Genomic DNA, 24,144 nt, shown 5'->3' with positions numbered 1-24,144 from the left:
CATCAGGACGTAGCGGTACCCGTTGCTAATGGAAAAACAGACGCTCTCTTTTTACTTAACGAGTTATTTAGCGCCGGCGTGTCAACAGCCTGGGCGAAGTAAGAAGACAGGTGAACTTTGCCTGACTTCTTGAGGGAGTCATGCCCAAGGCGGTGCAGAAAAGTCGCTTTCTTTTATTCAACTTATATAGTTTTTTATTAAAATATGAATAGCAAAAAAGCCATCTTTGAAAAAATCAAAGATGGCTTTTTCGTCGGTAAAGAGCTTCAAAATTTAAGAAGAGCTGTGCAATTCAGAGCGAATACGTGAGATGTGTTGGCTCATGAGGTGTTTGGCCAAGTCACTATTTTTGTCTGCGATAGCATCGTATATTTCCTGGTGTTCGTCAAGTGTCTCTTGTTGGCGATTGGAATCGGTAAAGCGGTGTTTGCGTGTTTCTCGGATGTTTTCTTCTATTCGCAAGGCTAATGTCGCCATTAAATCAATCAATAATTGGTTTTTCGTGGCATAAGCAACTTGTAAGTGAAAGTCTAAATCTGCTTGTACTCCTTTTTCGGGGTCACTTTTTGCATTAGCCATTTGGATAAGGACGTTTTGGATCGCTTCTAGGTTTTCAGGACTGGCTCGTTGAGCTGCTAAAAAAGCGGCTTCGACTTCAAATGCACGTCGCAGCTCAAGCATTTCATCAATCAAAATCGCTTTTGCTTTGTCAATATGCGTTCGAAGTTCATTGCCAAGGAGGTCGCGTTTGGTCGTTGACAGAAAACTCCCACCACCTTGCCGTATTTCGATGAATTCTTTCCTTTCCAAATCTTTTAAAGCTTCCCTAATGGAATTTCTACTGACGCCAAACAAACTCGCAAGGTCCCGTTCGGAAGGCAGGCGATCACCTGGCTGCAGATTTTGTTCTAAGCAGAGAAGATTGATTTGTTCCACGATTAGTTCATAAGTTTTTTTCTTTGGATTCAAAATAAGCGCTCTCCTTGCATATTTTTAAAGGTTAACTTTAGTATACAGAATAAAATCTGCAATAGCTTAAAGAAAACGTTGTACTTTTCAGATTATTATGTATAATTGGGTTAATTGGTTGGACCAATTTTAAACGCAAGGGAGCGAACAGCTATGACAATTGCAAATCAAGAAGCCATCCTCGATCACTTAAAAGAACATTTAACAGCTGAGCAAATCAGCATGAACGAAACCATTAAAGAACTTCATGGGCAAGATGAGTCTTATCATCAAATGAAATTACCCGATCTGGTGGTTTTTCCAGAAACAACAGAACAAGTTTCTGAAATCATGAAAATATCCGCACAATACCAAATTCCAGTAGTGCCATTTGGTCTCGGTTCCAGTTTAGAAGGACATGTAATTCCAGAGAACGGCGGAATCACTATTGATTTCTCATTGATGAATCGCGTGTTAGCAGTGTCTGAAGAGGACTTTCTGGTGACTGTACAACCAGGAGTGACACGGTCGCAGCTCAATAAGGAATTAAAGAAGCATGGTTTGTTTTTTACCGTAGATCCTGGAGCAGATGCAACACTTGGTGGCATGGCTGCGACAAATGCCAGTGGCACAACTTCTGTGAAATACGGCGTGATGCGCGACCAAGTACGTGATTTGGAAGTGGTGTTAGCAGACGGAACTGTTATACATACAGGCAATAAAGCCGCCAAATCTTCATCGGGCTTGCACTTAAACGGTTTGTTTGTCGGTTCTGAAGGAACGCTCGGTTGCTTTACTGAAATGACGCTGCGCGTTTACGGCATTCCTGAATTCATCACAGCGGCTCGTGCATCGTTCCCAACTGTAAAAGACGCTGTCGAAGCAGTCGTATCGATTTTACAAGCGGGCATTCCAATTGCGCGCGTTGAACTAGTCGACGAGCAATCAATGCAGCAAGTCAACAAATACAATGATACCGCTTACGCGGAAAAACCTACACTGTTTTTAGAGTTTCACGGTAATGAAGCAGGGTTAAAACAAGATGTAGAATTTATGCAAGAAATTGTTCAAGGGCATGCCTGCGAAGAAGTCGCATTTGAAACAGATACGGCCGCACGAAATCTTCTATGGGAAGCACGACATACATTGGCGTATGCCTACATTCACGGTTATCCTGGCAAAAAGATGATGGTCACAGATGTTTGTCTGCCCATTTCTGAACTAGCAGGAGCTGTGGGACATGCCCGTGAAAATTTGATGGAACTGGGATTGCCTGGTGGCATCGTTGGACATGTCGGTGACGGCAACTTCCACGCACTTATCATGATGGATATGAATAATCCAGAAGAAATAGCAAAAGCACAGGAATTCAATGAACGCATTGTGTTGTACGCACTAGCAAGAGGCGGTACATCTACCGGTGAACATGGGGTTGGTATTGGGAAGCAGAAATACCAGCAACAAGAACACGGACATGCGCTAGATGTGATGGAGAAAATAAAAGCAGTACTGGATCCAAGCAATTTATTAAATCCTGGCAAGAATATTAAATCAGTAAAAAAGGGAGTTGAGTAAATGAAAGTTCTCAATGGATTGAGTAACATTGCGGGAAAATACTTTGCGGTTTGGGTCATTTTGATTGCACTCGTTGCCTTTTTGTTTCCGTCTGTGTTTGTGGGCTTAGGCAGTTACATTACGATTCTTCTAGGTGTCGTGATGTTTGGTATGGGATTAACGTTAAAGCCTGTAGACTTTAAAATTATTGCGAAAAGTCCGCGTCCAGTTTTCGTTGGGGTGGCTGCACAATTTTTGGTTATGCCGTTCGCTGCATTTGGTATCGCGTATCTACTAAATTTGCCTGCTGAATTAGCAGCTGGACTTGTTTTGTTAGGTTGCGTACCAGGAGGAACCGCGTCGAACGTTATGGTGTATTTGGCAAAAGGAAATTTGGCATTGTCTGTTGCTATGACCTCGTTATCGACCTTAATGGCACCGATTATGACACCCTTATTGTTACTCCTGTTAGCGGGACAATGGCTTCCTGTAAATCCAGTATCTATGTTTGTGTCCATCATTCAAGTGATCATCGTGCCGATTGTACTTGGTCTATTGGTTCAAAAGCTAATGCCAAAAGTGGTCAAACAAACAATTTCAGTGATTCCCCTTATTTCAGTTGCCGCGATCTTGATTATTGTGTCGGCTGTTACAGCAGCTAATGCAGAAAATGTCGTCAGTTCAGGATTTGTTGTTTTCTTAGCAGTCTTTTTACACAATAGCTTTGGCTTAATGCTTGGTTATGTAACGGCAATGGCGATGGGGCTCGACGAAGTGGATCGTCGTGCTATTTCACTGGAAGTCGGTATGCAAAACTCTGGTTTAGGAGTCGCGTTAGCCACGGCTCACTTTGGGCCGCTTGCTGCGTTACCAAGTGTTTGGGGCGCAATTTGGCATAATATCTCTGGTCCGATTTTGGCCACAATTTGGTCGAAAAATCCTTCGCAAAAGGAAAAGCTAGTCAACGTAAAACGAGTACCTGAAGTTAAAGCAGATAGTGTGTAACTTTAACGACCAACACAAAACCCGTAGTCGAAAAGCTGACTACGGGTTTTGTTTCGTTTATTTTGTATTCGTGAATCCACCATCAATACGGATGGTGTCACCGTTAATGTAATCGGCTTTTGTTAATAAGAAGGTCACCAGTTCTGCAACATCTTCTGGTTTACCAAGACGTTTTTGCGGAATTCCAGACTCGGCACTTTCTTTCATGTCTGGATTGTCTTCAAAGAACTTTTTAACCATTGGTGTTTGAATAGGTCCAGGTGCAATGGCATTTACGCGAAGACCGTCTTTAGCGTACTCGGCAACAAGGCTTTTGGTCATACCCACAATGCCATGCTTAGTTGCACCGTAAGTCACGACAGAAGCTTGGCCAATGACGCCAGCACTTGAAGCGGTATTGACAATTGAGCCGCCGCCGTTTTTCACCATAACTTCAGCGACATAACGTAAGCCGTACAAAGCGCCAAGCATATTGATGCCTACAATTTGTTCAATTTCTTTGATGTCGGTTTCAAGGAATTTCTTACCACTACCAGAAATCCCAGCGTTATTGAAAAAATAGTCAATCGAGCCGAAATGCTCGAGTGTTTTGTCTACGTAGTTTTTGACTTCTTCCGCTTTAGAGACGTCCGCTTTAATGAAAATCGCATCAACGCCTATTTCTTTAAGTTTGGCGACTGTTTCGTTGCCACTTTCTTCGCTAATATCGACAACTGAAATATTGACGCCTTCTTCGGCTAAATAAAAAGCTGCAGATTGTCCTAATCCACTACCGCCACCTGTAATAATTGCTGTTTTACTCATTAAATTTCCTCCTCTGCTGTAAATACCTGTTATAAGTATTCTTTTCCCTATCGTGATTGATCTTAATCAAGAAATAGTGGAATAGATTTTTTCTGAAATTTGTAAAATAGACTGATAATAGCTTACACTTTATGCAATACCATAAAATGTGAGTTTAAAGTGAGGAGGACAATTATGAAAATCGGAATTATTGGAACAGGTAACATTGCGGCATTTCTACTAGAACAGGTAAACAGTAATCAGATGATCGAAGGGGAAATCATAGCCATTTTTGGCCGCAATCAAGAAGTAGGTTCACACTTGAGCGAGCAATTTGGTGTGGACTTTCATACAGACATTCACGAATTTTTAGAAACACCACTCGATATCGTAGTAGAGGCAGCGACGATAGAAGTGGCGGGTCTATATGCAAAAGAAGTAGTGACTTATAAGAAAGACCTTGTTGTTAGTAGTATGGGTGTGTTCAAAGACAGCGATTTTTTAGAGGAAGTGGATCGATTAGCTGAGTCTGTAGGCACGCAAGTTTTCTTGCCATCTGGCGCAATTGGCGGATTAGACGTATTGCAATCGGCTAAAGCAACTGGAGGCTTAAACCAAGTTCGAATCACGACACGAAAATCACCAGCATCTCTTGGTATCGAAGCCAGTGAAGAGAAAGTGATATTCGAAGGCTCTGCTTATCAAGCTGTCGAGAAATTCCCGAAAAATGTTAATGTCGCAATGACGCTGGCACTTGCTGGAATTGGCGTTGAGAAAACCATCGTACGGGTTATCGTCGATCCGAACGTTGTACGAAATACCCACACCATTGAAGCGATAGGGGATTTTGGACGCATGGAACTAAAAGTAGAAAATAATCCGATGCCAAACAATCCGAAGACCAGTCTTCTTGCAGCATTGAGTATTGTGGCAGTATTGCAGAACAAAGACAAGGCGTTACGGATTGGGAATTGATTTCGACAAAACGATCGATGTTCTCATTTGCTCTTTTTGTAATCAACAAATGTGTAGCGAATAAAACATAATTGGAGATAGTGACTCAAGAATACAAAAGTTAAGGGGGATTACTTTGGAGTCTTTTGCAATTTTGGGATTTACTTTTGGAATGACAGGATTCTCTTTTGGTCTGATTGGATTTATTTTAAGTACTACAGCAACGAGTAAACTAACCAAACTGGAAAAGAGAATGGATGATTTGGAGAAAAAATCTTGAATCGTTTTGTTGAGCAAATGAAACTGTCTATGCAGTTGGCGTATAGAAGACTCCAGAAACCTTGTTCAAGCAGGTGGCTGGAGTTTTTTTATATGAAAGAAAGTCGCAAAGTATTTTAAGACAACTCAATCCCGCAACGTCAGTGCCAAATGTAGTACAACTGCGTCTTGAAAATTAGTCGGATCTAATCCGGTTGCATCATAGATTTTTTTTAGCCGGTAACTCAAAGTATGACGATGAACTTTTAAGCAGTCAGCGGTTTCTGCGCTGTTTTTGTTGCAGATAAAGTACATAACCAGTGTTTGGCATAAGGAATCGTTCAAATCTGCTAGTATTCTATTGGTAAAATTTTCGAGCTCGACATGTGGATTATGCTTTAATAACGCTATCAATTCCACGTCTTCAAAATAAACGAGCGACTGATCAGGCTTTCCGAAATCCAATGCGTTTTTTGCCGCGAGATAAGAAGTTCGGGTATTCAGAATGCTACTGACTGTTACGCCGACACCCATTCTAACGAGTGCCGTTTTTTGCAGTATTTGGAGCAGGGTAGTTAATTTTTGTTGAAGTTTTGCCGGTTCATCGTTCTTCATCAATAGGAAGATTTCGTTTAGTTGCGAGTGACCCGTAACAATCGTTTGACCATCGAAATGGCTTTCGAGCTGTTCGATAATTCTGCGAGAAAGTGAAGGAGATTTTTTTATTTCAATTAATAGCGTGATAAATGACGTGTTTTGGTCGAGTCTCATTTGCGAAATCCGTTCATGGACAGCGGCAGACAAAGGATTGCCACTTGTCAGTTCATCAAAAATCAATTCATTGCGCTTACGATTCCATTCAATATGAGAGGTAATCAGTGATTGATGGACCATCATTTCTGTCGTCAATTGAACGAGCGTCGAGATTTCTTTGAGCTCTTCTGGGTTACCTGTAATCCCGATGACCCCCACAAGTTTTTCTTGAAAATAAATCGGTAAGTTGACGCCGGGTTTGACGCCATGCCAAGCTGCTAAATCCGTTTCTTTAATCCACAAGGTTTCACCGCTTTTAGCGACTTGAGCTGCGGCCTCATGAATTTTTTCAATCCGCTCGGTTTCTCCTGAAGCCAAAATCATGCCGTTGGTATCCATAACGTTTAAGTTGCGGTTTAATCGGATCATGGTTTGTTCTACAATTTCCTCCGCCAGCTGTTTTGTAATCATAAATACTCCTCTGTGTATATATATATTCTAAATATTTCGTCAAAAATCCATACCGTCAGTATAATGTATATTGGCTTCTTTTTCATTATAATTTTATGTAAGCGCTTTACTAATAGGGTAAGGAGGTTTTAGGGATTGAAAATTATAGTAGCACCCGATTCATTTAAAGGCAGTTTGTCTGCTACAACAGCCGCACAAGCAATGGCAGAAGCCATACAGGAACTGGGTCGTGAGATAGAAGTCGTCTTGCTACCGGCAGCAGACGGCGGGGAAGGAACGATGACGGCCATGGTTGAAGCGACAGGTGGCAAGTTGATCACGCACGACGTCGAGGATCCGCTTGGCCGTAGAATTACCGCTCGTTACGGAATTCTTGGTGACGATCAAACATGCGTTATCGAAATCGCAGAAGCTTCTGGACTGACCTTGTTGAAAATAGAGCAACGAAATCCGTTCAAGACTTCGTCATTCGGGACAGGAGAACTGATCTGTCACGCTTTAGATGCTGGTTTCCGAAGCTTTATCATCGGACTTGGCGGTAGTGCTACCAATGACGGAGGAGCAGGAATGCTAGAAGCTCTTGGTATGACTTTTCTAGACCACAGTGGGCAACGTTTAAAAAGGGGCGGGAGCGCACTCGGTGAACTTGCTGAAATTGATCGTAGTCATTTTGATCCGCGCATTGCGGAAAGTACGTTTCTAATTGCCTGCGACGTAGAGAATGTCTTAATCGGTGAACAAGGAGCTTCTGCAGTATTCGGTCCACAAAAAGGAGCGTCTCCAGAAGCAGTCGAGCAACTCGATAGCAATCTACAAAATTTTGGAGATGTTGTCGAGCGACTTACTGGAACGGCACTTCATCATAAAAAAGGTGCCGGTGCAGCAGGTGGTGCTGGTGGCGCGATGCAAGCGTTTTTTGCAGGTAATATGCAGCGTGGTGTTGACGTCGTACTTGAAGCGATTGCATTTCAAAATCATGTGGAAACGGTCGATTTGATTGTGACCGGAGAAGGGAAAAGTGATAGTCAAACTTTATCGGGAAAAACTCCTTTAGGGATTGCTGAAGCTGCAAAAAGAACGGGGACTCCAGTGATTTTAATTTCGGGGATGGTTGAACCGGAAAGTACAGAGTTACTAGAGCCTTATTTCACCGAAATTCATTCGATTGTCAGTGACACCGTATCGGCAGAACGAGCGGTAGCCGATGCCTATAACCAATTAAAAATAAAAACCAAAACAGTCGTTAAAAACTATATAGAAAACGAAAAGGGGTGTTAACATGTTGTTTTTCATTATTGCGTTAAGTGTCATCTTGGTTGTGTTGTTAACTGCTGTATTCAAAGTTCATCCGTTCTTATCGTTATTAATCGGCGCATTTTTTATGGGCATCGCGTCCGGTATGCCGCTAGCTGACGTTGTACTGAACGTTAACGAAGGCTTTGGCGGGTTGATGACCAATATTGGGATTGTCATTGTTGCCGGAACAATTATCGGTGTTATTTTAGAGAAATCCGGTGCAGCTTACCGGATGGCAGAAGTGGTATTGCGTTTGATTGGTGAAAAGCGACCGCAACTAGCGATGTCGATTATTGGCTTTATCGTATCAATTCCTGTGTTTTGTGATTCTGGATTTATTATTTTATCGAGTTTACGAAAAGCCTTAGCAAGACGTGCGAAAGTATCCATGGCTTCGATGTCAGTGGCGCTCGCAACTGGTTTATACGCAACCCATACTTTGGTACCGCCAACACCAGGACCAATTGCTGCAGCTGGTAACTTAGGCGCTGAAAATTACTTAGGGACAATTATCTTAATCGGTTTAGTCGTCGCAATTCCAGCAGCAGTTGTCGGGTATCTTTGGGCTATTAAAGTCGCTGCAAAAATCGAAGTGCCTGATGATACTTTAGAAGACGGCGAATTGAGCTACGAAGAAGTCATTAAATCATTTGGGAAAATGCCTTCTACATTTAAAGCCTTCTTGCCGATTGTTCTACCATTGGTATTGATCGGAGCAGGGTCTGTTGCCGGTATTCTTGGTGATGATGGTGGGCTGACAAGCTTATTGAAATTTTTAGGATCACCAACAGTGGCGCTATTATTTGGTGTCTTAGCGGCGTTCTTATTACTGCCAAAATGGAACGAAGAAACCTTATCTGGTTGGATTGGCGAAGGAATCGTCGGTGCAGCACCTATTCTATTAATTACTGGAGCAGGTGGCGCATTCGGACGAGTTATTAGCAATTCAGGTGTGGCAGATTTGATAGCGGGAATGGACATGACAGCACTTGCTGGTGGCTCGTTGTTCTTACTCATTCCATTCATTATTGCAGCGGCATTAAAAACCGCTCAAGGTTCGTCAACAGCAGCACTGGTTATCACGTCAACATTGATGGCACCGCTCTTGCCAACGCTCGGCATCGAAGGCGCAGTACCACTAGCGCTTGTCGTAATGGCGATTGGGGCAGGCGCAATGACAGTGAGTCATGTTAACGATAGCTTTTTCTGGGTTATCACACAGTTTACAGGCATGAAGGTAACAGAAGCCTACAAAGCGCAAACAATGGCAACTTTGTTGCAAGGTGTAACAACGATTGTCTTCACGATGATCTTGTGGACAATTTTAGTTTGATGGGGTAGTACAAATAACTGTATAAATGAAAAATGCCTCACCCTGGAATGCATATCCAGGGTGAGGCATTTTTAAAGAGAATAATATTTACAAAATCAGTAAAAATTTAGTTAGTAATAGATGTTTGATATGATACTATTGAATCATTAGTTAGGTCTTATTAATTAGAAGGGCGATTTTTAACTGCATCACAAAAAAACTCAAGGAGCAAACCGATGACAAAACTAACTGAGAACCTAAAATCACTTCGCTTACAGAACAAATTGTCACATCAAATCGTTGCAGAGCATTTAAAGATTACTAAAGCAGTTTATGGGAAATTTGAGATGGGTACTATAGAACCACCTCTGAGATTAATGATCAAACTAGCTGATTTATATAGTATTTCTTTAGACGATTTAGTTGGTAGAGAGTTTGCAGCTAATGGTCAAATAATTAACCAATTGTTAATGAAGAAAGAAATGACTAAAGAGATTAATGTCCTAGTGAAACAATTAGGTAACCAATTTATTCAAAGCAAAGAAGCAGACATTGTGAAAAGGTTGAAGCAGAAGTTTGATTTGAATTGAATGATTGAAGTAATAAGAAAACGTTCAAATTATAATGAAACTCATTGCATAGTTGATAGAGAGTAATTTAATGTCGTTAAAGAGAAGAGACATATAGGAAATGTTATGTCGCAGTCACTACACATTGGAGTGATTTCTTCACTGTCCTAGTTTATTGAGTTGAACTACTCTTTTTTAAACAAACTTATGAATAGTAACTAGAAATAAAATTTTATTTTTAAAAAAGGAAGTTTCCCATGGCCAGAAAGAAAAAGAAAGATAATCTATCAGAACTGCTAATGGCAGTTTTAATGCTTAGTAGCGCAATCACATTTGTTTACACACAGTCACTCACAGCAACGGTCGCTGTATTGGCTGTCGGCTTTGTTGGCATGCTAGCAATCGTAAAGACCCTCCAAAACAATAAGCAGAAGAAATTAAATGAGTCAGGTATTTTGCAAGTGGATGCAATGTCGGGGGCAGAATTCGAAGAGTTTCTGCGTCTCCGTTACAAGGCTGAAGGATATGCAGTTCGTAAAACGCCTTATACGGGCGATTATGGGGCAGACCTTATTTTGGAAAAAGGACCGCAAAAAATTGCTGTGCAGGCAAAGCGATATAAAAGTAATGTTGGCATCAAAGCCGTGCAAGAAATTTCTGCAGCAAAACTGCATTACGGAGCAAATGAAGCATGGGTGGTTACCAATAGTTTTTTCACAAAAGCGGCAGCGGAACTAGCGCGAAGCAATAAAGTGAAATTAGTAAATCGCGATGAATTGGTAGAGATTCTATTGGCAAAGAAGGTAGGATAGACAAGAGATTTCCTTTATAGCGCGATTCGTAAAACCAGATACAGCAAAATTCAAAGTATCTGTTGGCATTTTCGGCGTTGCAGCATTTGCCTCGAGTTTTGTTGGCTTCGTCACTTTGGTCAGCACAGTTTATCCGGTTATGGGTTATTTAGGATTTGTCTTGATCGCTGCGCTTGTTGTAGCTTGGTTCCGTTCGAAAAAAGTAGCAGCTGAACGCAAAGTGCTGAGTTATTAAGAACATTTACGATAGATTTAAGGTTTACTAGTCTGTAAAATTTGTGCAATGTAAATAGCTACTCCGAAGGGATTTATCTCCTAAGGGGTAGTTTTTTATTAAATAATGATGACGTGAATATCAAATGCAGGTTTCATTCTGAATCGAGTAAAAGTAGTGATTCCCAACTATTTTAATTGAGCGCTAGTGATATAATACATACATTTCAGCATTGGGAAATTCTTTTTCTAAAAAATCGAATACATGATTGTTAAAATAAATGACAAGGATATATGTCTTTACCATTTTATAAAATAGTTGCTCCTAAAGAAAGGAGGATGTTTAATGATCCGGATTGCAGTCGTAAGTTCAAAAAAATTTGCTGAAGAGATTAAGAAATTTGAGAATGAAGTTCCGACTAGTCGAGTTACTTATTATACATACGACAATCCTTTGGAAAGTCTAGCAATTGTTAAGAAAATTCGTGAATGTGACGTCATTATGTTCGCTGGTCCGCTTCCTTACTTTCTGTCAAAAGCATGTACTAAAGCTCGAAATTTACCCTCGGTATTTATTCCATCAGATGAATATACATTAACGCACACTTTACTGTACTTGTTGCTCAATCGAAAAGAAGGACTAAAAGGATTATCAATAGATATCCATAATGAGCATCATTTACATCAAGTAGCAGAGGAAATGAATATGGATGTGTCGGATTGGCATGTCTTAGATTCAAAAGAAACAATAACTGAAAACCAAGTAACTATCGATCCCAATGCAGTTCTCGAATTTCATCAAAATTTATGGGAGAGTGGAAAAACAACTTATGCGGTAACAAACATCGATTACGTGAGAGACAGGCTCCAGAAAATAGGTATTCCGTCCACGGCAATCATCGTACCAGGGAAAGCCATTATTGATACCTTTCAGCAAGCAATCATGTGTGGGAAATTATCCATTAGTAAAAACATGGAATTCTCAGTAGGTATTATTTCTGTTACCTTATCTGGTGCAGAACTCACGACTGAAGGAGAACAAGCAGTCTTGGCAGAGCAAATGTTAACGTATTTGGCACGAAATTTGGAGTCTCCTATTCAAAAAAAATCACCGGGACAATTTATAGTTTATGGGACTATCGGAAGCATGGAACTTTTCTTGTATAGTGAAAGATTACAGAAATTGTTGAACCATTTTAGCGAGGTTCAACAGTTGGTTATTCATATCGGTTGTGGCGCAGGTATGACCGCGAAAGAAGCTGAAGAAAATGCGCAGACTGCATTGTTTTATGCTCGTCAAAAAAAATTGGAACACAGTGTTTTCTTTATGACTGCTGAAAAGAAAATTATTGGGCCACTTAATGAATTAGTAAAAACGTTTCAAGTCAAAACTGAAGATACGGAGACGTTGAAGGTGGCAGGTAAAACGCATTTAAGTGTCGCTACAGTGACAAAGCTCCAAGAGTTTGCAAAATTGCGTCATGACGAAGGATTTACGACAGTCCAACTTTCAGAATATCTTGAAATTGGTCGACGCAGTGCGGAGCGACTAATGAAAAAAATAATTGAAGAAGGCTATGCTCTGCAAATTGGAGAAGAACAGCCTTATAGCAAAGGACGTCCACGTTCGGTGTATCGAATGAATCTAAACTAACTTATTTGTTTTTCATTTAGATATGCAATATATCTGAATTCTATTGACTGACTTTTCTTTCTATAGTAATCTAGTAAAAGCATTTAACGACTATATAACGACAGAGAGGGAAGTGTAGTGATTGATGAAGTGTAGTGATCTGTAATCCCTAAAAAAGGAGCTAATAAAATGACGATCGTTACTGACGCAACAACGAAAGAGAAAAAGAAAAAAGAGGCAATTCACCCGTTTAATATTTTATTCATTGTTATTTTGTTTATGGCTATTTTGACTTATTTTGTTCCAGCAGGTGAATATGAACGATTAACAAACGATGCTGGGCAAACGATCGTTGTTGACGGATCGTATGCACAAATCGATTCAAACCCGGCAGGATTTTTAACTGTGTTTCAAGCCATTCATAAAGGAATGGTGCAAAGTGCACCGATTATTTTCTTTATCTTTATTGTAGGTGGGGCATTCCATGTGTTTCGTGACACAAAAGCAATCGAAGGTGCGTTTGCCAGCTTGTCTGCGAAGACAAAAGGAAAAGAAATGATCATGATTCCAATTGTAATGATTTTCTTCGGCATAGGTGGTGCAACAATTGGAATGTTCGAAGAAGCATTTCCATTTGTCATGATTATGGTGCCACTTGCTATGATTTTAGGCTATGACTCAATGGTCGGACTTGCTATGGTGTTGATTGGTGTATCGGCTGGATTTACCGCTGCATTTATGAACCCCTTCACTGTTGGAGTTGCTCAAGGATTAGCTGAACTACCACTATTTTCTGGCATGTTGCCACGTGTCGGTTTTTGGCTCGTCTATATGGCTGCAGCGATCATTTTTGTCATGTTGTATGCAAATAAAGTGAAAAAAGATCCAACCAAAAGTATTGTTTACGACGTAGACCAAGCGCGTGAAATTGACCGGAACATGATGGGGATGGAGAAAATCACTAAAAGACAAGTTGCAGTTCTTAGCGTACTGGGTCTGACACTTGTGGTTTTAGCTTATTCCGTTATTCAATTTGGCTGGTATATTGGTGAAATTTCCGCGCTCTTTATTATTATGGCGTTAGTGATGGGTCTTGTTTATGGAATGGGCTTCAACAAAATCACCAAGTCATTTGTCAAAGGCTGCGAAGAAATGGCAACTGGGGCCTTAATTGTGGGTCTCGCTTATGCTGCCGTTGTCATTCTTCAAGAAAGTTTCATCATTGATACAATTCTCTATAGTATTTCAAGCTTGATCTCTACTATTCCAGCGAGTTTGAGTGCTGGGGCAATGTTTATTACACAAGCGCTGTTGAATATTGCAGTAGCTTCAGGCAGTGGCCAAGCGGCGCTTAGTATGCCGATTATGGTACCTCTCTCAGATTTGATTGGCGTTAGTCGTCAAACTGCGGTCTTAGCTTTCCAAATGGGGGATGGCATTACGAATATGTTTTCTCCAACGAACGGTTTGTTGTTTGCAGCGCTTGCTATGGCCGGAATACCAATTCTTAAATGGTTTAAATGGGTATGGCCTTTAATCTTAGTACAAGCAGTATTGAGCCTGATTTTCGTAACTGTAGCTCATTTCTTTATCTGGCCGGTGTAATAGAAGAGTTGAAATTAGAAGGAGGACAATCTGTTGCTTGATAAATTGTTTACGCGTTACGAAGAGCTTTATCCAGAGTTAGTTGAAATTCGACGAGAACTGCATAGGAATCCTGAAATATCAAACGAAGAAGTAGAGACTCCGAAAAAAATAGCGGCATATTTAACGGAACTTGGGCTTGATGTACGAACAGGCGTAGGTGGACGGGGTGTTGTCGGGTATCTTAAAGGTGGGAAACCGGGAAAAACAATTGCTCTTCGTGCAGACTTTGATGCACTGCCAATTCAAGACGAAAAACAAGTCGAATACAAATCACAAGTAGCTGGAGCTATGCACGCGTGTGGACATGATCTACACACGGCGACGCTGCTTGGAGTAGCGAAAGTGTTAAGTGAAATCAAAGAAGAGATACCAGGGACTATTGTGTTCTTGCATCAATTTGCTGAAGAAACAACTCCTGGTGGTGCACAATTTATGATAGAAGACGGCTGTCTTGACGGAGTAGATGTGGTTTATGGCGCTCATGTTATGTCACACGAACCAGTGGGTACCGCGCAAGTGATTGAAGGCTATGCGTCTTCAGCACAAGATGATTTTTACGTGGAAGTCCAAGGTGTTGGCGGACATGGTGCATCACCACATATGACGGTTGATGCGCTTGTTACAGTTTGTCAATTAGTCGTGAACTACCAGCAAATCATTAGCCGCCGTGTGAGCCCAATGCGTCAAGCTGCATTAACAGTAGGAGCTATTCATAGTGGGAGTGTAACGAATATCATTCCGGATACAGCTTCGTTAAAAGGAACAGTTCGAACATTTGACGAAGAGACGCGTGACGTGATTGAAAAAGCTATGCAACAAGTAACAACATCTACTTGTGAAGCAGCGGGGGCAACTGTGAAGTTCAACTACATTCGAGACTGTCCATCGATATTCAATGATGCGACCGAAACAGATCGCATTCGCGAAGTTGCAAAATGGGTATTAGGCACTGAGAATGTTAGTGATGCAGAAAAAATGACAGGCAGTGAAGATTTCGCTTTCTATCAACAAGTAGTGCCTGGCACCTACTTTATGGTTGGTGGAGGAAATCCTCAACTAAATGCCGTTTATCCTCACCATCATCCTAAGTTTGATGTGGACGAAATGTCCATTCAACATATCGGTAAAATTTTTATTGGTGGGGCATTGAATTATTTGTCAGATGGAGAAATAAAGAAGGAATTGAAAAAAAATTTGGTACTTTTATAATGAGAAATCCTTACGCTAGCATATTTGGCGTAAGGGTTTTTATTGTGAAAAGATTAGTGGAACTTAATAAATACTTTATGTAAACATATAGATAGTTCTCATCAAATTTTAATGTTCTTCTCATTCTCAGCTCATTTTCAAAGATTATGCTTAATGTGTAAAACAAGTAGAGGAGGAATAATTTTGAAAAACAAAGTTATGATTGGAACAGTAGTAGGTACGGTTGTTGTAGGGAGTCTTGGTGGAGTAGCAGCTTTTGCAGCGTCCAATGACAGTAATTCGGTAGGGCAACCTGGAATTACTGCAGAAAGAGCACTTGAAATTGCATTTGATCATACAGAAGGAACTGTTCAAGAAGTCGAACTTTCTTTTGAAGAAGATGGCAATTATTATGAAATTGAAATCGCAAGCAATACGAGTGAGTATGAATTTAACGTTGATGCAGTAAAAGGTGAAATCTTAGATCAACATGCAGGTAATGTGGAGCAAGAAGAAGAGGAAGACAATCCTTCAGATAATGGTCATTATCCAAATGAGCCAGCTGATGTAGCTTCTTTTGAGGAGTACGGCATGATTGTTGATCAAGTGAACACAGATGGACTAACTTTCCACTTATCTACTGACAATCAAGGAAATCGCATTATGTTCTTAGTGAGCGAAGATGGAAAAAAACAATACAAAACCATTTTTGTGAAATACGATCAGCACCTTAAAATTATTGATGTGAACAATGGTGGATTGGTGTATAACGGTACGATTTAATTGATCCGTCCATGTGAGTAAGAAAATAAATAAAACGATTAAATGCCCCCTTCATTTTTGAAGGGGGCATTTGTGTTTGAAAGAGTGTACGTAAGTATTAAAATTTACACGGAAGAGTATCTGTTTCTTCTTGATTGCTGGATCTTCAAATATGCTATTTCTTCTACTAAACATAACCGGATGTCATTTAAAGCTAAGCTGAGAGTAATTAAAAATTCTCCGTTTGTTCGTTAATAAATCTCAGGCGTCTAGTAAAATTCACAACTAAAAAAACGCATAAGCTCAAATAGATGATATGATTAGATGAAAACAGATCAGGCGAAATACGTCGATTTGAAATTTCTTCAGCTCCAAAGAACAGGTGATTACATGACGAATGCACAGACAGCAACATATAAAACTTCGGTACGACTAACTAAGACGGCAGCGGAAAAAATGGGCGTGTTCGGTATCAGCGAACGCTCATTTTTTGTTGCGGACAAAGCCTTTAAGGTGTTTATCGAGCGTTATCCTTCCAATGCGGATGGCGAGCTTTCGGTTGCGTTGATTTTGGACAGGTCGGAGAACGCACGATTGACTGGCAAAAAAGCAGAAGCCTCGATTGTTTTGCACGGGGTCTTTACCAATCATCATTTGCTCATCACTAACTTGACGCAACGGAAATCCTACCAGGCGCTCGGAACTAATTGGCAACGAGAGGCAAACTTGACGTTTGAAAAAACGCGTGAACCGGCGTCAGTGCCTTTGATCAATATGATCAAACGGTTGACGCCAGCCAAAGAAAGTTCAGATTATGTTAAAAAACGGATTGGTAGTTGGGAAGGCTATTTGAAAATTCAAGAGCGTGGCATGGACATACCAGACGTGAAGACTTCTTTTTCTAACTTGTCATTTAGCCATGATTTTAGCCGTATTACGTTAAAAGGCTGTCAGTTAAAAGAGACGCAATGGAAACAGGTGAAAAACCTGACAGTGCGCCTCACTGGAATTACAGGGGATGTTGGAACGGTTATTAAAGCGGCAAATCGAACAGTGGAAGTAGAATTGCAAAGCTATATCGTCAAGCAACTACGGGAAAAAGGGTTAACACTCGATAAGAAAGAAGTGGTTTTCAGCAATTTCGCAGCCTTGAGCCAAATCAGAAGGTTGCGGCAAGGATTTGCGAATCTTGAAAAAGGTCTCGCGGTAAATCCAAATCTAGACCGAATCTTGTTTGAAGAAAAGCCTCCAGTCCAACCACTTCAACCTTTAGAGCGTTTAACTTTCCATAACCGACTCAATGAGTTCCAACAACGAGCGGTGTCGGGAGCAATGGCGGCGAAAGACTTATACGTTATTCAAGGTCCGCCGGGTACCGGGAAAACTACAGTTATTTCGGAAATTTGCTTGCAAAATGCTAAAAAGGGACTGCGAACACTTGTCGCTTCGCAGTCGAATTTAGCTGTTGATAACGCACTTGGAAGGCTACTGGCCAACAAAGATATTCGGATTTTGCGTGTCGGACGAACGGAAAGCATCGAAGAAGAAGGCAAGAAATTTATTGAGGAAAATGTCGGTCAGTATTGGAAAGACCATACCTTAAAAGAAATTACGGCTCAATACGAAATGCGTGAAAAACGTAAACCACAGCTTGAAAGTGAACTAACGAGTAACCAACAAGCTACTGAGAAGTTGCAGCCGCTATATGAAAGTTTGGCAACAGCCGTCGAAGAGAAAAAGGCAGCGCAAGTTAAACAACAAAAAATTCAGCAACTGCTTGATAGTGAACAAAAAAAGGTAGACGCTCTCGAACTTCAAAAAGACAAGACGACCTCTGAAAGCCAGGAGATAACGCAAGTTGTCGAGAAAATTAATGCATCTATTCACCGAGACACAGCATTTACTGATCATCATGACAGCGACAAAAGACTTCAGCAAGAACAGCATATTCAACAAACTATACAGTTGCTTGAACGTGCACTCGGTTTGAAAAGACTGGAACAAGACTTAGTCGTAAAAAGACAAGAAATTGCAGTGATTACCGAAAAGCGTGATCAAATGGCAGAGATTATTGAACAAAAGGCAATAGCTGTTGAGAATATGGATAGCATTAAAAAAATGGATGACTTGCTTCAGGTAATGAAAGTTCAACGAATTGAAGAAACATCTGCTATTACTTATTTAGTGAATCGGCTAGAAGCCAACCGTGAAAATATGGCAGATTGGACTAAGCTTAACGAATACAACGTGCTGGTATCTAACGCCATTACGTATATTGAAAACCTACTGACTTCTGTTGATATTTCTGTAGATAAGTTAAAAAAGCAAGCATTGTTGAAAACAGAAACGTATAGTTCAGCTGAAATTGATGAGTATTTAGAGAAGCTGAGAGCGGTTTTGAAAAGTACACAACGCAACGATCCGACCATTTTACAAAAAGCGTTAATTGGGTTGTACAGACGGCAACATAATTTGTGGAGAAGAGGCGCAAAATTTAAACCGGTCGACGTCTATGCAGCTGAATCTAAGCGAGCTTTCGATGACTTGAAAAAGGCATTATGCGAAGAACTAAAAAAACAGCAAGAACAATATCGTGTGTGGGACGAAAAATGGTTAGAAAAACAAGAAAAGCTAGAAGAAGATCTAGCGCCGCTTGAACAACGTTACCGCCAAATGCCCAACTCAGCGGACTTGCCAGCTGATGTAGAAGCCGCGATTCGTCAACACAAAACAGAACTTGTGGAGTTGCAAAAAGAACAAGCTTTAGTGGAACAAGCGCAACAAAGAATTGAGAACGATAAAGCTAAGCGCACGCAACAGCTAACTTTACTAGCAGAAAAAGAAGCCCAGATTGGCAAAGTAGATGTCGAAATCCAACAACTAAAAACAGTTGCAACCAGCTACGAACAAGAGTTGCATTCTTTGAGTGAAGTCCTAGCTTTAAATCCAGAACAGGATTATGAAAGAACGGCAAAAGAACTAGCTAGTTTGTCCTTTACAAAAGAATCGCTCAAGCAAGAAATGAAAAATTTACCGCTGCTTCAATCGGTACAGAAAAAATGGCTGGATTTACTAGTAGGAGCGAGCGAGCACGATTTGGACGAAATCCGAAAAATGTATATTAAGCATGCCAACGTTATTGGTACGACTTGTGTTGCTTCGGCACGCAAAGATTTTATCGACAACTATCCCGAGTTTGATGTCGTTATCATTGATGAAGTATCCAAAGCCACGCCGCCCGAATTATTACTGCCCATGCTCAAAGGCCAAAAGATTATTTTAGTCGGTGACCATCATCAATTGCCACCACTTCTTGGCAATGACACATTAGAGGAAACGCTTCAAGAAATGATTGATGAAGACAACGGTTTTGAAGAAAAGAAAGAGCTTGAGAAGTTACTTGAGGAATCGTTGTTTGAACGATTGTATAAAAATCTACCAGCAGCCAATAAAACGATGTTGGCCATTCAGTACCGAATGCACGAAGACATTATGGAAACCATTTCGCCATTTTACCAGTTAGAAAACGACCAGCTGCAATGTGGCATTGAGGATTCTGACAAAGAGCGTGACCATTTACTCGAATCAACCACCGTGAAGCGTAGCAATCATCTGATGTGGCTTGATTTGCCAAACGAATCGGCATATTTTGAAGAACGCATGAACGGAGGCAAGAGCTTGTACAACGCAGCGGAAATTCAGGAAATCCGTTCGTTATTGGTAGAATTGAATAAAGCAGCTGGTGAAGCGAAACAAGCTGGACGAATCGCTCTAGACCAACAAAAAAGTATTGGCGTCATTAGTTTTTACGGGGAACAAGTAAAACGACTTCAGCGAATGATTGACCAAGAGCTACAGTTGCCACATTTAACGGTTCGAACAGGCACAGTCGACCGTTTCCAAGGAAGTGAAAGAGACATCATCGTACTAAGTATGGTGCGCAACAACCAAAACAAGCATGGCGATATTGGCTTTGCGAAAGACTATCGGCGATTGAACGTCGCATTGTCACGTGCCAAAGAATTACTGGTACTTGTCGGTAGTTCTCAGATGTTTACAGAACGGGCCAAGCAAACAGAAACCAAAAAAATGTACAAGCATGTATTAGCAGTCGTGAAAAAGACAGATGGCTTAAAGACCTTAGAAAGCAGCAAGGGGTGACGATGTGGACGAATTGATAAAAGAGCTACGATCAACTGTAGCAGAAAATCCAGAGGTCACCGTCGTCAACGAACAGCTATGGAAGTTGCCAAGTGTATTATACGAAGTCAGCTTTAGCCAAGTTAAGCGATTAAAGATGGACATTTTAATGAAAATGCTGCTGTTATCGTTTCAAGAAGCGGATATTCGCCGAGCTGCGACTTTGGCTGAAATGCTGTTTGTAGAAGAATTGTTTATTCGTGACTTGATTGATAAAATGCAACGGACCGGATTGATCCAACTAGAAAAGCCGGGTTATAAGTTAACGACCAAAGGCTATGATTATCTTAGTCAAGGTATTTTTGATGAAGAAAATGCAGGTGACGAAACCGTAATTGCCTATAGTGCTAGTCACGACAACTACAAGTTAGCAGAAGAAAATAGACATCCCGAAGCCGAAGAATCATTACCGTTGTATCGCTATCCGGGAAAAGGCAGTTTGAATAAAGAACGCATGCAACAACTTCTTTTCGAGAAAAAATCAGCTTTAAAAGAAGCAGGTTTCCAAACAATCGTTACAGGCATTACAGCATGTATCGAACAAATTACAGATTATCTCCCGTGCATTGAATTTCAATTATACGACGAAAAGCAGGACATTTTTTATGCTCGTGTCTGGAATACAGCAACTGGCGGTTGGGATGAAATGTTGGAGCAGCAGATTGAAGCACGTGAGCTTGTGAAATGGCGCAAAGTGATGGAGGAACAGAAAGTAGCTTTAAGTTGAGGAACTAATTCTACTGCAGTGACGTCTACTAACTTAATAGGTTGAAGAAAGCAGACATGGTTTCGAAACTGAAACTATGTCTTTTTCTATTGGTTTAAATGAATATTCTGAAAGAACGACAAGCTGTCATTTTCTAGTATATTAGAGTAAAATAGAGTTTGTCATAATTTTTACATGAAATTTACTTAAGCTATTGGGTTCAAATTTTTAACCAAACGTCCCCAAGTCCCTGTGAATACTAATAATGAGAAGGTGCAATATGGAAAAGAGTAAATCATTAAATAAAAAAATAGTTAACAAGTATGTGCCTCTGTTCGTTTTGGCAGTCGCTATGCTCTGGATAAAAACCTATGTATCTCAGAAAATGCAATTTAAACTAGATGTTGACGGAGTGCTCCAAGAGTTTCTGCTGTTTATCAATCCACTTGGGTCCGCGTTACTCCTATTAAGTTTGTCGTTCTTCTTTAAAGGGGCGCGAAAATACTGGTCGCTGCTACTCATTTACACATTAATGTCGGTGTTATTATATGCCAACGTCGTGTATTTCCGTTTCTTTAGTGATTTTATAACCTTGCCAACTTTGTTTCAAACGCAAAATTTCGGTGATTTAGGCGGCAGTATTATTACATTAATCCAGCCAACCGATGTGCTATTCTTTGTTGATGTAATAGTACTCGCGATTCTTATAGGATCAAATCGAGTTAAAAAAGAGTCCGGAAATTTTAAGACGAAAGTTATTCTTCCGGTTATTACGATTGCGTTAGCCATTTCGTTCTTTAACTTGGCTCTAGCGGAAAAAGATCGCCCACAGTTGTTGACGCGTGGATTTGATCGAAGCTATATCGTAAAATATTTAGGTATGTACAATTACGCGCTTTATGACACGGTCGAAACCTTGAAATCCTCTTCACAACGGGTTCTTGCTGATAGCGATGATAAAACTGAAGTATTAAATTATACAAAATCGAATTACGCAAAGCCCAACGAAGACTATTTTGGTGCTGCTGAAGACATGAACGTTGTTTACCTACATCTTGAATCGTTCCAAACCTTCTTGCTGGACTATGAACTGGACGGGGAAGAAGTGACGCCGTTCTTGAATTCACTGATCGGTGATCAAAACACATTGTATTTCGATAATTTCTTCCATCAAACAGCTCAAGGTAAAACATCAGATGCAGAATTCATGCTTGAAAACTCTTTGTATGGGTTACCAAAAGGCTCGGCATTTATAACAAAAGGCCAGAATACGTACCAAGCAGCTCCGGCAATATTGAAGGATAAAGGTTATACATCAGCTGTGTTCCATGGCAATAACGGAACGTTTTGGAATCGTTCGGAAATTTATAAATCCTTTGGTTATGATCATTTCTTCGACATCGAATCGTATACCAATTTGACTGAAGAAGACATGGCAGAATACGGCGTTATGGATAAGCCATTTTTTGAGCAATCAGGTGAACTATTAGAAACCTTGCCAGAACCTTTTTACACGAAATTAATGACAGTGTCGCATCATTTCCCTTATCACATCAATCAGGATTTGACGACAATTGGAAAAGCTACAACGGGCGATCCAAGTGTTGATAATTATTTCCAAACGGCTCGTTATGCAGATGAAGCAATCGAGCAGTTTTTCACGCAACTAGAAGAGTCTGGTTTGGATGATAACACGATGGTTGTCTTGTACGGTGACCATTACGGGATTTCCGATAATCACAATCAAGCAATGGAACAAATTCTATCAAAAGAAATTACACCAGTTGAAAATGCTAATCTTCAGCGCGTGCCACTATTCATTCATGTACCAGGTATGAAAGGCGGCGTTGACCATACTTATGGTGGACAAATCGATCTTCTGCCGACTGTTATGCACATGCTTGGCGTTGAAACAGAAAATTACATTCACTTTGGTGCAGATTTACTATCTGAAGACCACGAGGAACTGGTGACATTTAGAAATGGCGATTACGTCAGTCCTGAAATCTATTCAATCGGCGAAAAATATTACAACCCTAAAACGGGATTGCCGTTAGAAGATACACAACTCGAGCAAGCAGAGAAATTCCAACAACAATCTAATTACGAACTGGAATTATCTGATCAATTAGTTACTAGTGACTTGCTGAGGTTCTACACACCTGACGGATTTACACCAATTGATCCGGCTGACTATAACTATCAAAATGATAAAGTAGAAGAAGCTGAGTAACGATAACAAAAAAGCATCCTAAAGACGGATTACACCGTCTTTAGGATGCTTTTTGCATTTAGTTAAACTCTCAAAAACCCTCTAAATCCTCTTGCTCCGTAATACGAGTCCGCACCGTTATGGTACAAAAAGACTTGTCCATAGCGGAAATCACAGAACAGAGCGCCGCCGAGATCGCGGATTTCTTTAGGTGTCAGAACCCAGCTTGATGTTTTCAAATCAAAGCTACCGTGTTTTTGCAATACCCGGTATTGATCTTCAGACAGCAGTTCAATACCCATAGCAGTAGCCATGGACAGAGCATTGTTGTCAGGTTTGTTTTTCTTTCTAGCGTCCAATGCCTTTTGATCATAGCAAATACTTCGGCGACCACTCGGGCTTTCTGGTGAACAGTCGTAAAAGACATAATTGCTTGTTGTCTCATCAAACTCTAGGACGTCTGGTTCTCCGCCAGTTCGCTCCATTTCGTGCAGTGACCAAAGCTTGTCAGGCTGGGTCTCCAACTTTTTCTGGATTTCGTCCCACTGCATCCAGTCGTGACGCTGGATATTTTCTTCGAAACGGATTTTCAGCGTACCGAGTAGTTCTTCTCGCTGTTCAGCTGTTAATGCGTTTTTCTTAGCCATGCGCTTTCCTCCTGTCGTTCTCGACGTTCTACAAACTGACTTTTATTAAATTATGCACGGTTTTGAATAGCTAAGCAACTGGCACTCTTATGTAAGGAGAGAAAAGAGGGGTTATAATATTTTTTTGTAAGAGTTGTTGCTCTGTCACTAATATCCATTCAAATCCCATTGACTTTTCATTGATAACGATTATCATTATTAATTAGAAACAAAAGATGAAA

General features: G+C 40.6%; 19 protein-coding genes. 15 read left to right on the top strand and 4 right to left on the bottom strand.

The genetic code is table 11. From position 1 onward, the window contains the following. Window positions 1-273: 273 nt before the first annotated feature. Window positions 274-969 (bottom strand): FadR/GntR family transcriptional regulator, encoded by a 696-nt coding sequence (locus QMF37_RS07560; protein WP_283477585.1) that lies wholly within the window; start codon window positions 967-969, stop codon window positions 274-276. 153 nt (window positions 970-1,122) lie between these two features. Between QMF37_RS07560 and QMF37_RS07555 the strand changes: the two genes are divergently transcribed. Next, window positions 1,123-2,523, top strand: a complete 1,401-nt coding sequence (locus tag QMF37_RS07555; protein ID WP_078080174.1) for an FAD-binding oxidoreductase — start codon at window positions 1,123-1,125, stop codon at window positions 2,521-2,523. Then, on the top strand, window positions 2,524-3,507 hold the full coding sequence (locus QMF37_RS07550) for a bile acid:sodium symporter family protein (protein WP_071154550.1): 984 nt from the start codon (window positions 2,524-2,526) through the stop codon (window positions 3,505-3,507). It begins immediately after the preceding gene. Between the two features lie 57 nt (window positions 3,508-3,564). On the opposite strand, the gene QMF37_RS07545 is transcribed toward QMF37_RS07550, so the two are convergent. Beyond that, a complete protein-coding gene (locus QMF37_RS07545) occupies window positions 3,565-4,311 on the bottom strand; it encodes an SDR family NAD(P)-dependent oxidoreductase (protein WP_058386190.1) in 747 nt (248 codons plus the stop codon). Window positions 4,312-4,485: 174 nt separating this feature from the next. Here QMF37_RS07545 and nadX point away from each other — a divergent pair, with 174 nt between their 5' ends. After that, the gene (gene nadX, locus QMF37_RS07540; RefSeq protein WP_283477582.1) at window positions 4,486-5,265 is read left to right on the top strand and encodes an aspartate dehydrogenase; all 780 of its coding nucleotides are present in this window, start codon (window positions 4,486-4,488) and stop codon (window positions 5,263-5,265) included. A gap of 115 nt (window positions 5,266-5,380) precedes the next feature. After that, complete coding sequence (locus tag QMF37_RS07535; RefSeq protein ID WP_169793160.1) at window positions 5,381-5,524, top strand: hypothetical protein; 144 nt, start codon at window positions 5,381-5,383, stop codon at window positions 5,522-5,524. A 125-nt stretch (window positions 5,525-5,649) separates the two neighbouring features. Here the strand turns inward: QMF37_RS07535 and QMF37_RS07530 are convergent, their stop codons facing one another. Further along, window positions 5,650-6,726 carry a CdaR family transcriptional regulator gene (locus tag QMF37_RS07530; protein WP_283477579.1) on the bottom strand — a complete coding sequence of 359 codons (1,077 nt, stop codon included), beginning with the start codon at window positions 6,724-6,726 and terminating at the stop codon, window positions 5,650-5,652. 135 nt (window positions 6,727-6,861) lie between these two features. Between QMF37_RS07530 and QMF37_RS07525 the strand changes: the two genes are divergently transcribed. The 11 genes from QMF37_RS07525 (at window position 6,862) to ltaS (ending at window position 23,297) form a co-directional block, all read left to right on the top strand. Continuing rightward, window positions 6,862-8,004: a glycerate kinase gene (locus QMF37_RS07525; protein ID WP_078080175.1), complete on the top strand. Its 1,143-nt coding sequence runs from the start codon at window positions 6,862-6,864 to the stop codon at window positions 8,002-8,004. A 1-nt stretch (window position 8,005) separates the two neighbouring features. Then, window positions 8,006-9,355: a GntP family permease gene (locus tag QMF37_RS07520; protein WP_283477577.1), complete on the top strand. Its 1,350-nt coding sequence runs from the start codon at window positions 8,006-8,008 to the stop codon at window positions 9,353-9,355. A gap of 215 nt (window positions 9,356-9,570) precedes the next feature. Continuing rightward, a complete protein-coding gene (locus tag QMF37_RS07515) occupies window positions 9,571-9,924 on the top strand; it encodes a helix-turn-helix domain-containing protein (protein ID WP_071154546.1) in 354 nt (117 codons plus the stop codon). Between the two features lie 236 nt (window positions 9,925-10,160). Further along, entirely contained in the window at window positions 10,161-10,715 is a 555-nt protein-coding gene (locus QMF37_RS07510; protein ID WP_071154545.1) for a restriction endonuclease, read from the top strand. A gap of 559 nt (window positions 10,716-11,274) precedes the next feature. Further along, on the top strand, window positions 11,275-12,582 hold the full coding sequence (locus QMF37_RS07505) for a transcriptional regulator (protein WP_283477573.1): 1,308 nt from the start codon (window positions 11,275-11,277) through the stop codon (window positions 12,580-12,582). Between the two features lie 168 nt (window positions 12,583-12,750). Then, window positions 12,751-14,166 carry a YfcC family protein gene (locus QMF37_RS07500; RefSeq protein ID WP_071154544.1) on the top strand — a complete coding sequence of 472 codons (1,416 nt, stop codon included), beginning with the start codon at window positions 12,751-12,753 and terminating at the stop codon, window positions 14,164-14,166. A 33-nt stretch (window positions 14,167-14,199) separates the two neighbouring features. Further along, entirely contained in the window at window positions 14,200-15,417 is a 1,218-nt protein-coding gene (locus QMF37_RS07495) for a M20 metallopeptidase family protein (RefSeq protein ID WP_283477571.1), read from the top strand. A gap of 183 nt (window positions 15,418-15,600) precedes the next feature. Beyond that, entirely contained in the window at window positions 15,601-16,179 is a 579-nt protein-coding gene (locus QMF37_RS07490) for a PepSY domain-containing protein (protein ID WP_071154542.1), read from the top strand. A 303-nt stretch (window positions 16,180-16,482) separates the two neighbouring features. Further along, window positions 16,483-20,319, top strand: a complete 3,837-nt coding sequence (locus QMF37_RS07485; protein WP_078080177.1) for an AAA domain-containing protein — start codon at window positions 16,483-16,485, stop codon at window positions 20,317-20,319. A 4-nt stretch (window positions 20,320-20,323) separates the two neighbouring features. Further along, a complete protein-coding gene (locus QMF37_RS07480) occupies window positions 20,324-21,085 on the top strand; it encodes a hypothetical protein (RefSeq protein ID WP_071154541.1) in 762 nt (253 codons plus the stop codon). Window positions 21,086-21,344: 259 nt separating this feature from the next. Next, window positions 21,345-23,297: a lipoteichoic acid synthase gene (ltaS, locus tag QMF37_RS07475; protein ID WP_071154540.1), complete on the top strand. Its 1,953-nt coding sequence runs from the start codon at window positions 21,345-21,347 to the stop codon at window positions 23,295-23,297. Window positions 23,298-23,359: 62 nt separating this feature from the next. Here the strand turns inward: ltaS and QMF37_RS07470 are convergent, their stop codons facing one another. Beyond that, the gene (locus QMF37_RS07470) at window positions 23,360-23,923 is read right to left on the bottom strand and encodes a DUF4256 domain-containing protein (RefSeq protein ID WP_071154539.1); all 564 of its coding nucleotides are present in this window, start codon (window positions 23,921-23,923) and stop codon (window positions 23,360-23,362) included. Window positions 23,924-24,144: the final 221 nt, after the last annotated feature.

It is taken from the genome of Planococcus sp. S3-L1 (assembly GCF_030063085.1).
Classification (GTDB): Bacteria; Bacillota; Bacilli; order Bacillales_A; family Planococcaceae; genus Planococcus; species Planococcus kocurii.
The sequence above is the reverse complement of the archived record's forward strand: the minus strand, read 5'-3'. Positions and strand labels throughout refer to the sequence as shown.

Coding starts and splice junctions, on each gene's coding strand:
- QMF37_RS07555 (WP_078080174.1), top strand. CDS start 1,123: ATGACAATTGCAAATCAAGAAGCCATCCTCGATCACTTAAAAGAACAT.
- QMF37_RS07550 (WP_071154550.1), top strand. CDS start 2,524: ATGAAAGTTCTCAATGGATTGAGTAACATTGCGGGAAAATACTTTGCG.
- QMF37_RS07545 (WP_058386190.1), bottom strand. CDS start 4,311: ATGAGTAAAACAGCAATTATTACAGGTGGCGGTAGTGGATTAGGACAA.
- nadX (WP_283477582.1), top strand. CDS start 4,486: ATGAAAATCGGAATTATTGGAACAGGTAACATTGCGGCATTTCTACTA.
- QMF37_RS07530 (WP_283477579.1), bottom strand. CDS start 6,726: ATGATTACAAAACAGCTGGCGGAGGAAATTGTAGAACAAACCATGATC.
- QMF37_RS07520 (WP_283477577.1), top strand. CDS start 8,006: ATGTTGTTTTTCATTATTGCGTTAAGTGTCATCTTGGTTGTGTTGTTA.
- QMF37_RS07515 (WP_071154546.1), top strand. CDS start 9,571: ATGACAAAACTAACTGAGAACCTAAAATCACTTCGCTTACAGAACAAA.
- QMF37_RS07510 (WP_071154545.1), top strand. CDS start 10,161: ATGGCCAGAAAGAAAAAGAAAGATAATCTATCAGAACTGCTAATGGCA.
- QMF37_RS07505 (WP_283477573.1), top strand. CDS start 11,275: ATGATCCGGATTGCAGTCGTAAGTTCAAAAAAATTTGCTGAAGAGATT.
- QMF37_RS07500 (WP_071154544.1), top strand. CDS start 12,751: ATGACGATCGTTACTGACGCAACAACGAAAGAGAAAAAGAAAAAAGAG.
- QMF37_RS07485 (WP_078080177.1), top strand. CDS start 16,483: ATGAAAACAGATCAGGCGAAATACGTCGATTTGAAATTTCTTCAGCTC.
- ltaS (WP_071154540.1), top strand. CDS start 21,345: ATGGAAAAGAGTAAATCATTAAATAAAAAAATAGTTAACAAGTATGTG.
- QMF37_RS07470 (WP_071154539.1), bottom strand. CDS start 23,923: ATGGCTAAGAAAAACGCATTAACAGCTGAACAGCGAGAAGAACTACTC.